This window comes from Streptomyces sp. NPDC057253, assembly GCF_042669125.1.
Lineage (GTDB): Bacteria > Actinomycetota > Actinomycetes > Streptomycetales > Streptomycetaceae > Streptomyces.
On record NZ_JBHUXV010000201.1, the window covers coordinates 1 to 10,833 of the forward strand.

The following is a 10,833-nucleotide window of genomic DNA, read 5'->3' on the forward strand; positions in this document are numbered from 1 at the left end:
GCCCCTCTCGGCGCCACCGAGCTGCCCGCCACCGGCTGGGACGCGGTCCGGCGGGCCCGGGCGCCCGAGCGGCCGCGCGCACAGGCCTACCTGGACGCCTACTTCACCCACCGGGTCGCCGTCTCCGGTGACCGCTGCGGTGGCACCGACCCCGGGATGCTCTGCGGCTTCGGGGAGCGGGACGGCCGTACGGTGGCGTACGCCGCGCAGACCGGCACCGCCACCCGTCCGGCCGGCTACCGCACCGCCTCCCGGCTGATCCGCCTCGCGGACCGCCTCGGCATCCCGGTGCTCACGCTCGTGGACACCCCGGGCGCGGCCAACGACGCCGAGGCCGAGCGGCAGGGCGCGGGAGCGGCGATCGCCGACCTGTTCCTCGCGGTGGCCGCCGCCCGGACCCCGGTCACCACCCTTCTGATCGGCGAGGGCGGCTCCGGCGGGGCACTCGCCCTGGCGGCCCCCGGGAACACGTACGCCACCCCGGACAGCTACTTCTCGGTCATCGCCCCCGAGCTCGCCGCCGCGATCCTCAAGCGCCCGCCGGGGGAGGTGGAGGCGACGGCGGACCAGCTGCGCATCCGCCCGCAGGACCTGGTGGAGCTGGGGGTGGTCCGGGAGGGGGAGGGGGGCCTGTCCGGTCCGTGACGGACCCTCACCTACGGGCAGCGCCCCGATGACCACGCGTCAGAACATTTACACTGAGCTTATATCGGGCATTTCAGACAAAACCCCCCATTCAGCGGCACCCCACCCGGCCCCCTAAGAAAGGCGACCCCTCCCCCGCCCCCGCACGATGCCACTAGGCCCGCCACCCGGCGCGGCCCACGGTCTGTGCTCTCGGGAGGACCTGCCATGACCGCCAGTCTGGAGCAGCTGCGCCGCTGCCACTTCGCCGTCGACCTGGGCGCGGCGAGGACCCGGGTGTACGTGAAGGGGGCCGGGCTCGTCGTCGACCAGCCGTCGGCCGCCGCCGTGAACACCCGTACCGGCGCGCTGATCGCGGTCGGTGAGTTCGCCGAGAAGATGACGGGCCGTACCCCCGACTACATCCGCGTCGTCCGACCGGTCTCCGGCGGCACCGTCGTCGACATCGAGATGGCCCAGCGGATGCTGCGCCACCTGCTCGGCGACAAGATCCGCCGTGCGCTGCGCCGCAAGCCCATCCTGCGGGCCGCCGCCTGCACCCCGCACGACGCCGACCCGCTCGCCCAGCGCGCCGCCATCGAGACCCTCGTCGGCCTCGGCGCGCGCCGCGTCGAGCTCGTCGACACCCTCATCGCCGCCGCCGTCGGCTGCGGACTGCCCGTGGAGCGGCCCGAGGCAACCATGATCATGGTGTGCGGGGCCGCCGCCACCCAGGTCGCCGTGCTCTCCCTCGGGTCGATCGTGACCGCCGAGCGCATTCCGGTCGGCGGCGAGGCCGTGGACCACGCGATCGTCCAGCATCTGCGCCACGAGCACGAGCTGATGCTGCCCAGCCAGTCCGTACGACCGCTCCAGCTGGCCCTGTCCGGCAACGGCCTCACCTCGCAGGGCCCCGCCTCCACCGAGATCCACGGCCGGGACGTCGCCACCGGCCTCGCGCGTTCCGTGCAGGTCGACACCGCCGCCGTCCGGGACGCCATCGAGACCCCGCTGACCGCCGTCCTGGACGGCATCGGCCGGGTGCTGCGCAACTGCCCGCCCGACCTGGTGGCCGACCTCGCCGACCGCGGGATCATGATGGTCGGCGGCTCCGCGCTGCTCCCCGGGCTCGACCAGATGCTGCGGCACGCCACCGGGATGCCGGTCCACATCGCCGAGCGGCCCGACGTGTGCGCCGTACAGGGACTGGGGTACATGCTGGAGGGCCGCATCGAGCCACTGTCGCTGGACCCGCTGGCCACGTGAGACACCGCGGGTGCCGAGGGTGCGCGGTGCGCCGGCCACCTTCTGACCGCCCTGTGCCGCGGCCTCGCCGGAGCCTCCGGTCACCCCGGTGTCAGGCCCGCCCGGCCGGCGCTCGCCGTGGTCAGAGGGCGAACCAGCAGCGGACCGTGGTGCCGTCGGGGCCCGTGTGGACGCGGACGAGGTCGGCGACCAGGTTGACGATGAGCAGGCCGCGGCCGCCCCGCTGGTCCCGGGAGGGCGGGCGGCGGCCCGCCAGCGGGTCCGAGAGGTGCCCCTTGTCGCGGACCTCGCACACCACCCGGCCGTCCTCGGCCCACACCCGCAGCACACCCGAACCGCCGCCGTGCACCACGCTGTTGGTGGTCAGCTCGGCGGCGGCCAGCGCCAGGTCGTCGAGCCGGGGCGACACCAGACCCAGCCGCGCGGCCGCCTCGCCGGCGAGGTGCCGGACCTCGCCGAGCACATCGGCGACGAAGGCGTGGGCCGGGACGTCGGGTGCCGGGGGCAGCGGTTCGTTGTAGCGGGCGTGCACGGCCTCGAAGTCGTACGGCACGCTCCGCCGCTCCCGTCCGGAGCCGGCGTCGATGATCACGGGGTGGGTGGCGTGGGCGTCGGCGACGACCTGGGGATCGAGGCGCTGGGTGTCGTACGGGCACAGGATGGTGACGGCCCGCCCCTGGAAGGCGGCGTTGATCAGCGCCTCGTGCTGCACACAGGCGGGGTACTCGGTGGCGCTGCGGCCCGCCCAGATCGGTTCGCCGACGATCCGCACCCGGGTGCCGGGCGGCTGGGCGTCGGCGAAGCCGCGCAGCACCTTGGGGATGATCCGGCCGGGGTTGCGCCCGGCCTCCCGCATGTCGAGGAACCGTACGGCCTCCCCGGCGCCGATCTCCCGCTTCAGCAGCCGCAGGTTCTCGGTCGGCACGGCCACCGCCACCGGCTCCCCGGCGGCGAGTCCCTCCCGGACGAACGGCACCACGCCGGCGAGGTACTCCCGCTCGTCACGGTAGAAGAGGGCGGGATGCACGAACGGGTCCGCGGGTTCGGTCCGGGTGCTCACGGCGTCACCGTGTTCACCGGAAGGCGGCGCCGTGGCGCCCTCGTACCCGATGTCCACACCCACTCCCCTCTGCCGACCGGACGCTCTCTCCTCCGATACGTCTCCCCTCCCGGAAATTCTCTCAGCAAACGTCTGGACGAATCCGCGTTTACCCCCGACCCGTGCCCGTCATGCCCCGGCGGGCCGGGTGTAGGCCCCCGCGCTCCGGGCAGGCGCACTCCAGCAACGCCGATCCCGCGCGGCCGCACCCAGGGCCCGGAGCCGGGGCCCGGCGGTGATCGGTGACTCAACGTCGTGACGACTGTGGGGAGCAGCGAGGCGGACATGAGCTCAGCGACACACCCAGCGCTCGCAGGGCGACTGAACATCCTGACCGTCGACGGCCGTGTGGAGGGGGACCGGGCCGTGCTCGTGGCCCGCGGCGACCTGGTCCACGGCTGTGCGCAGATCCTGGCCAGGACCCTGGCGGGGCTGCCGGACGGCATCGGCCGGGTCGATCTGGACATGAGCGACGTCTCGTTCATGGACACGGCGGGACTCCAGTTCCTGGAGACGCTCGACACCTACGGGCGTCGCCGTGGGGTGCCGGTGACGGCGACCGGCTGGAGCGACCAGCCGCGCCGGGTCCTGGAGACGGCCGGCCTGGACCCCGGCGACCCGCTGAACGGGCCCGCCACGCTTCGGGAGCCGGTGCCCTCCGTGGTGGTGCGCGAGCGCACCCAGCAGCTCGACCTGCTGCGCGCGGAGGTGGAGCAACTGCGCCGGGCGATCGCCTCGCGCCCGGTCATCGACCAGGCGCGCGGGGTCCTGATGGCCACCCACGCCTGCTCCCCGGACCAGGCGTGGAACGTCCTGCGGGAGGCCTCGCAGCTCTCCAACACCAAGCTGCGCAAGGTCGCCGCGGTGGTCACGGCCGGGGCCGGGGGTCGGGGCGCGGAGCCGCACGCGTCGCCCGAGGTGCGGCGGGCGCTGCGGACGGCGATAGACCGGTGCCTGAACTGAGGCCCTGCCGGGCCGACTTCACAGTGGGTCTGCCTGAAACGTCGTCTGCCTCAAGCGCCCTCTGCCTGAAACGCCCGCTGCCTGAACCTGCGTTCACCTGGGCCGACTTCGCCGTCGGCCGAGGCGGCGTCAGTACGGCAGCAGGCGTCCCGAAGGGGTCCGGCGGTCGATCTCGGGCTGCCGGATGTCACGGCTGGACGACGGACGACGGCTGACGCGAACACGGATCTGGCGGTTCATGGCGCCCTCCTCGGGCCTGGACTGCTGTTCCCCGACACGAACCAGCCTCGTCCTTGAGACCCGCCCGTACATCGTGCCCACGGAGGCACCTGTCCTGCCGCCCCGGGACGACCGCCCGCCCTCCCACTACTCCCGGGGGAGGAGAACTACCCCCGACTACCCCCGATGAAGCCTGGTCCACACCACGCGGCCGGGACACGTGGAATCACCCACCCGCGCACGGGGCGCACGCCCGCGCCGTATCCCGGTCCATTTTCGGCAATAACCGGTCAAGACTTTCCAATGAACGCTTGTGAGCTTGTGCGGCGGCACCGATCATTGGCCGAATTCCGCCTGTCCCGCTCATCCGCAGGAGCCCCTGGTGACCGCTGGCCCCCTGACCAAAGAGCCGGCCGGCCCGCCGGCGGCAGCCCAGTCGGAGCGGCAGAAGCTGCGCAAGCACTTCGGCCGGTTCGACATCCTCTTCTTCCTGCTGTGCACGATCGTCGGCGTCGACACCATCGGCACGGTGGCCTCCTCCGGCGCGGAGGCGTTCACCTGGCTCATCGTGCTGGCCCTCGTGTTCTTCGTGCCCTCGGCGCTGCTGACCGCCGAGCTCGGCGCCGCCTTCCCCGACGAGGGCGGCCCCTACATCTGGACGAGCCGCGCCTTCGGCCGGCTGGCCGGCGCGGTCAACAACTTCCTTTACTGGATAACCAATCCGGTGTGGCTGGGCGGCACCCTGTCCGTCTCGGCCGTCACCGCGTACACGACCTTCTTCCACGACGGCAAGGACCTGAGCACCCCCGCCTTCTACGTCTTCACCCTGCTGTTCGTCTGGGTGGGCGTGCTCGCCGCGATCCTCTCCTTCGACGTCGGCAAGTGGATCCCCACCATCGGTGCCTGGAGCCGCTTCCTCCTGCTCGGCCTGTTCACGGTCACCGTCGTGGTCTACGGCATCCGGCACGGCGTGCACGGATTCGGACTCGGCGACTTCTCCCCCACGTACGCGGGCTTCGTCGGCCTGGTGCCGGTCCTGATGTTCAACTTCGTCGGCTTCGAGCTGCCCAGCACCGCGGGCGACGAGATGACCGACGCGCAGAAGGACGTGCCCTACGCCGTCTTCCGCAGCGCCGCCCTCTCCGTGCTCCTGTACGCCCTGCCGATCCTCGGCATCCTGCTCGTCCTGCCTGTCAAGGCCATCACCGGCCTCGGTGGATTCATCGACGCGATACGGCAGGTCTTCACGGTCTACGGCGGCCATGTCGCCGGTGACGGCACCGCGACCCTGAGCGGGGCCGGCAGCGTGCTCGGGGACTTCGCCGCGATCCTGTTCATCCTCACGGTGCTGTCCTCGGGCGTGACCTGGGTGATGGGCTCCGACCGGGCGCTCGCCGTCTCCGGCTACGACGGCGCCGCCCCGCGCTTCCTCGGTGTCATCTCCAGCCGCTTCGGCACGCCGGTCCGCGTGAACGTCCTCAGCGGTCTGGTCTCCACGGCCGTCCTGGTCCTGGCCCACGAACTGACGAACGGCAGCGCGGCGAAGCTCTTCGGGGCGGTCCTGGGCCTGGCCGTCTCCACGACGCTGGTCAGCTACCTGGGCATCTTCCCGGCGCTCGCGGTCCTGCGCCGCAAGGCACCGGAGGTCCCGCGGCCGTACCGGGCACCGGCTCCCCTGCTCATCAGCATCGTGCTCACCGTGCTAGTGCTGTACGCCAGCGTGCAGTTGGTCGCGCCGGGCGCCCCCTTCAACTGGTTCAGCTCCTCCTACGCCCCGGACGGCTGGAGCCACGCCGAGCGCGGGAAGTACCTGCTGACGGAGCTCGTACCGCTCATCGGGTTCATGCTCCTCGGCGTGCTGTTCTGGGCGCTGGGCAGGCCGACGCGGCGGGCGGAGGCGGCGCTGCGGGAGACGTCTGCCGGGTGACGGACGTCATTGACAACCGTGATCCACCGGGGTTGTCATGAACACATGCTCCGACCTGCCGGTATCCCATGGCACCACGCCCGCTGACCGGGCGGCGCGAGCTTCTCGACGTCGCCCGGGCGGAGCGCGGAGTGCTCCTCCACGGCCCCACGGGCATCGGCAGGTCGACACTCCTGAGGGCCCTGACCGACGCCGTGCCCGGCACGGTCCTGCGCTGCTCGCCCGCCGAGGAGGACGCCCGGCTCCCCTACGGCGGTCTCGTGGACCTCTTCACGCGGGTGCCGGAGCACTGCCTCGGGTCCCTGGCGCCGGAGCCCCGCGCGGCACTTGAGACGGCGTTGCTGCGGGGCGGGGAACCGGCGGACGGCCGCGACCGGCTCGCCCTGCGCGTGGCCGTCCTCGACACCCTGCGCGCCCTGGCTTCAACAGGCCCTGTCCTCCTGGTCCTCGACGACCTTCAGTGGCTCGACGAACCGACCGCCGAGGTGCTCGCCTACGCGGTACGGCGCCTCGACGGGCCCGGCGTCCGCACGCTGGCCGCGGAGCGGGTGCCCGAGGGCGAACAGCCCGTACGCCTGCGCTGCTGCCCGCCGGGCACCCTCGAACTCCCCGTACCGCCCCTGACGGACGAGGAGGTGTCCCACCTCGTCCGCACCGACCTCGGCACCGATCCGTCCCCGGCGGCACTGCGCAGGATCCAGGAACTCGCCGCCGGAAACCCTTGGTACGCACGGGAGTTGGGGAGAGCGGCGTACGGGGCGGCCGGGCCGTCGGACGCGGACCCGCACGGGATGTCGCCGGTGTCGGGGGCCCGTTTCGAGGTGCCCCCGAGACTGCGCGCCCATCTCCTGCACCGGGTCCGTGAACTCCCCGCCACGGCCCGGCTCGCCCTCCTCGTCGCGAGCGTCGCCGCGCGACCGTCTCTCACGGTGCTGCGGGCCGCCGGGCTGCCGGACCCGGCCTCCGACCTCGCGGCGGCCGAGCGGGTCGGCGTCGCGGCGGTCGGCGCCGACGGGGCCGTGGGGTTTCGGCATCCGCTGGTGCGGGCCGCCGTGCACGACGACGCACCACCGAGCGAGCGCAGACAGGCGCACGCCCTGCTGGCCCGGGCGGTCACCGAGCCCGTGGAGCGGGCCCGGCATCTGGCGCACGCCCGTCCCTACGAGGACGAGGCCACCGCGCGCACCCTGATGGCCGCGGCGGAGACCGCCCGCCGCGAGGGCGCGCTCGACACCGGCTTCGAACTGGCCGCGCTCGCCGCCCGGCGCACCCCGGGCGACCGTCCGGCGGACCGCGCCGACCGGCTGCTGGCCGCGGCCGAGTACGCCTGTGACGCCGGGCGGCTGGAGGAGGCGGGCGAGGCCGCCGGTGCCGTCCTCGCCGAGTCGGACTCCGCGCACCGCCGGGTGCGGGCCCGGCTGATCCTGCTGCGCAACGCCGGTCAAGCACTGCGCGGCAAGGGCGACTTGATCGAGGAGGGGCTCCAGGACGCCTGCGGTGACCCGGAGTCGGAGGCACGGCTGCACCACTGGGCGGCGGTGCGGGGCCTGTTGTGCGGGGAGCTGACGGCCGCCGACCGGCATGCCCGGCAGGCGGCCCGTACCGGTGACACCGAGACCCGGGTGGCGGCGCTGGCCACGCTCGCCCGGGTACGGTCCCTGGCCGGCGAACCGCTCGCCGCCGACACCGCGCTGGAGGCCGCCCTCGCGCTGAGCGGCGGCACCGAGGGCGGCCCAGAGAGCTGGCGGCTGATCCGGATGCGGGCGATCCTCGCCCTGGACTCCGACCGGGTCCCGGAGGCCCACGAGCAGGTCACCCGGCTCCTCGCGGCCATCGGCGAGTTCGCGGGGGTCGAGGACGTCCTGGCGACCCTGGTGGCGCTGACCCGGGTACAGGTGCGCGCCGGGCACTGCCGGGAGGCGCTGCACACCGCGGAGCGCTGCTCACGGGCGCCGGCCGAGGCGGGCGTACAGGCGGCTCCGGCGCTGTACGCGGCGGCGCTCGCGGCGGCCGCGGGCGGCACCGCCGAGGAGGCCCGGCGCCTCGCCGAACAGGCGGTCGGCGCCTCCGAGGCCGACGGCGACCGGCTGTTCCTGCTGCGCGCGCTGGCGGTGCTCGGGCAGGCCGAACTGCTCGGCGGTGACCCGCGCGGCGCGGCTGCCGCCGTGGAGGCGCTCCAGCGGGTGCGGAAGCTGGGCACGGCGATGTCCGCCGCCGATCCCCCGCTGCTGCACTGGTACGCCGACCTGGCCGAGGCACTGGTCGTGCTGGGCGAGAGCGACGAGGCCGGGGCGGTCGTACGCGAGGCCCGCGCGCGCGTGTCCGCCGCCACGCCCGGCAGTGTGCTGGCCGCCCTGGAGCGGGCGGAGGGGCTGCGGGAGGCGGGGCTCGGCCGGGCCAAGGAGGGCGCGGCGCGCCTGCGGGCCGCCGTCGAGCGGCTGCGCCCGCTGCCGCTCCCGGTCGAACTGGTCCGCACCCTGATCGCGCTCGGCGCCGTCGAACGCCGCTCGCGGCGCAGGAGTACGGCCCGCGCGGTCCTCGGCGAGGCCCTGGAGACCGCCGTCCGGATCGGCGCCGCCCCGCTCGCGTCCCGGGCCCGGGACGAGCTGGCCCGACTGGACGCCGGGGAACGGGCCGGTGAGGCGGGCGGGCCCGAACTCACGCCCACCGAGGCGAGGATCGCCGCGCTGGTCGGCGGCGGGGCCACCAACAGGGAAGTCGCCGCCGAGCTGTTCATCAGTGTCAAGACGGTCGAAGGGGCGCTGTCCCGGGTCTACCGCAAGGTCGGTGTGCGCTCCCGCACCGCGCTCGCGCACGCGATGGCGGTGGCCGTCCTGGCCACCGGGGCGGCCGTCGACCTCGGCGACGACGACCAAGTACAGCCGCAGGCGCAGGTGGTGACGGTCGGTCAGCCGGGCCGGGTCCGGTCCTCCCGCGCTCCTGACACCCGCCGTTAACACGTGATGCAAGGGTTCCCCCGCTTATGGGGAGGGGGCCGGTCTTCCTACGGTGAAGCCGTTCCGCTTCGGGAACACACCCCCCACTCCCCGGAGGACCCCTGTGAAGTCACGTCTGAGGCTGCTCGGTCTGGTCGCCGTGCCCGCCCTGCTCTCCGCGGCCGTCCCCGCTGCCCATGCCGCGAGCGCCGCGCAGCCGCACACCACCCGCGCGGCCGTCGCCGGAGACGTCGTCAAGGGCCTGAACAAGCAGGCGCGGCGCACCGGTTCGGTGGCGGCCGGCAAGCGGATACCCGTGGCGATCAGCCTGGCCCCCAGAGGCGGCTCGGCCCTCGACACCTTCGTCGCGAAGGTCAGCGACCCGCACTCCGCCTCCTACGGCCACTATCTGACGAAGGCTCAGTTCGCGGCCCGCTTCGGCCGCACCGGCGCCGAGGTCGAGCGGCTCAAGGAGTACCTGCACGCGCAGGGCCTGACCGTCGGCAGGGTCCACTCCGGCAACCTGCTGGTCGACGCCACCGGCACCGCCGCGCAGCTGGAGAAGGCCTTCGGCACCAGGCTGTCCACCTGGAAGGACGCCACGTCGGGCCGCTCCTTCTACGCCAACGACAGCGCGCCCACCCTCCCCACCGCCCTCGCCTCCCTGGTCAGCGACGTGGCCGGCCTCAACAACCACGCCCAGCTGCACCACCAGGCCGTCCCGCGCACGGTCTCCCCGCACAACGGGCCGGGCGGCGGCTACACCCCGGCCCAGCTCAAGGGCGGCTACAACGTCTCCGGCACGTACACCGGCAGCGGCCAGAAGATCGCCCTGATCGAGTTCGACGGCTTCCAGCAGTCCAACATCACCAAGTACGACACCAACTACGGCCTGGGCTCGCCCACTCCGACCGTGTCCAAGGTGGACGGCGGTTCCGGCGCGCTCGGCGACGGACAGGTCGAGGTCGAGCTGGACATCGAGGTCCTGCACGCGATCGCCCCCAAGGCGAACGTCACGGTCTTCGAGGGCCCCAACTCCGACGCCGGTGAGGTCGACACCTACCAGGCGATCGTGGACTCCGGCATCCCGACCACCTCGATCAGCTGGGGCGCCGCCGAGTCCGCCCGCACCACCTCCAACATCAACGCGGTCGACGCGGTCTTCAAGGCGGGCGCCGCCGAGGGTCTCGGCTTCTACGCGGCCTCCGGCGACGACGGCTCCGACGACGCGGGCGACGGCGGCACCTCCGTCGACTACCCGGCGAGCGACCCGTACGTCACGGGCGTGGGCGGCACCAAGCTGACGGTCACCTCGGCCAACGCCTTCAGCAAGGAGGTGGCCTGGTCCGGCGGCGGTGGCGGCAAGTCCTCCGTCTTCAAGATCCCGAGCTGGCAGACCGCCGTGCAGAAGACCGCGGGCGGCGGCTTCCGCCAGGTCCCGGACGTCTCCGCGCACGCCAACCCCAGCCCCGGCGTCTCCATCTACTCGCAGGGCAGCTGGTCCTCGGTGGGCGGCACCAGCGCGGCGGCCCCGGAGTGGGCGGCCTTCGCGGCCCTCTACAACCAGCAGGCCGCGGCGGCCGGCAAGGCCGACCTCGGCTTCGCCAACCCCGCCCTGTACGCGGCCTCGGGCACCGGCTTCCACGACATCACCAGCGGCAGCAACGGCGCCTACTCGGCCGCCACCGGCTGGGACTTCACCACCGGGTGGGGCTCGTACAACGCGGCGACCCTGGCGGCGAAGCTCCTCGGCTGACCGTCCGGCACCGGAAAGACCCCAGCGCGGACCGGGACGACCC

The 10,833-nt window shown here is 73.7% G+C and carries 7 protein-coding genes; 6 read left to right on the forward strand and 1 reads right to left on the reverse strand.

Going from position 1 to position 10,833, the window contains the following annotated elements:
- Together ACFULQ_RS46470 and ACFULQ_RS46475 are read left to right on the forward strand one after the other, a co-directional pair.
- Nucleotides 1-645, forward strand: a 645-nt coding sequence (locus ACFULQ_RS46470; RefSeq protein ID WP_383557128.1) for a carboxyl transferase domain-containing protein, incomplete at its 5' end; no start/stop codon positions are given.
- A gap of 207 nt (nt 646-852) precedes the next feature.
- Nucleotides 853-1,890, forward strand: coding sequence for a rod shape-determining protein (locus ACFULQ_RS46475; protein WP_383557130.1), 1,038 nt, complete (start codon nt 853-855; stop codon nt 1,888-1,890).
- 121 nt (nt 1,891-2,011) lie between these two features.
- On the opposite strand, the gene ACFULQ_RS46480 is transcribed toward ACFULQ_RS46475, so the two are convergent.
- Nucleotides 2,012-2,950 (reverse strand): anti-sigma factor RsbA family regulatory protein, encoded by a 939-nt coding sequence (locus ACFULQ_RS46480; RefSeq protein WP_383557132.1) that lies wholly within the window; start codon nt 2,948-2,950, stop codon nt 2,012-2,014.
- A 324-nt stretch (nt 2,951-3,274) separates the two neighbouring features.
- On the opposite strand from ACFULQ_RS46480, the gene ACFULQ_RS46485 reads away from it, so the two are divergent.
- From ACFULQ_RS46485 to ACFULQ_RS46500, 4 genes are all read left to right on the forward strand, one after another.
- Nucleotides 3,275-3,952, forward strand: coding sequence for an ANTAR domain-containing response regulator (locus tag ACFULQ_RS46485; protein ID WP_383557135.1), 678 nt, complete (start codon nt 3,275-3,277; stop codon nt 3,950-3,952).
- Between the two features lie 601 nt (nt 3,953-4,553).
- Nucleotides 4,554-6,098: an APC family permease gene (locus ACFULQ_RS46490; RefSeq protein ID WP_383557138.1), complete on the forward strand. Its 1,545-nt coding sequence runs from the start codon at nt 4,554-4,556 to the stop codon at nt 6,096-6,098.
- Between the two features lie 68 nt (nt 6,099-6,166).
- A complete protein-coding gene (locus ACFULQ_RS46495; protein ID WP_383557140.1) occupies nt 6,167-9,055 on the forward strand; it encodes an ATP-binding protein in 2,889 nt (962 codons plus the stop codon).
- Nucleotides 9,056-9,158: 103 nt separating this feature from the next.
- A complete protein-coding gene (locus tag ACFULQ_RS46500) occupies nt 9,159-10,790 on the forward strand; it encodes a protease pro-enzyme activation domain-containing protein (protein ID WP_383557143.1) in 1,632 nt (543 codons plus the stop codon).
- Nucleotides 10,791-10,833: the final 43 nt, after the last annotated feature.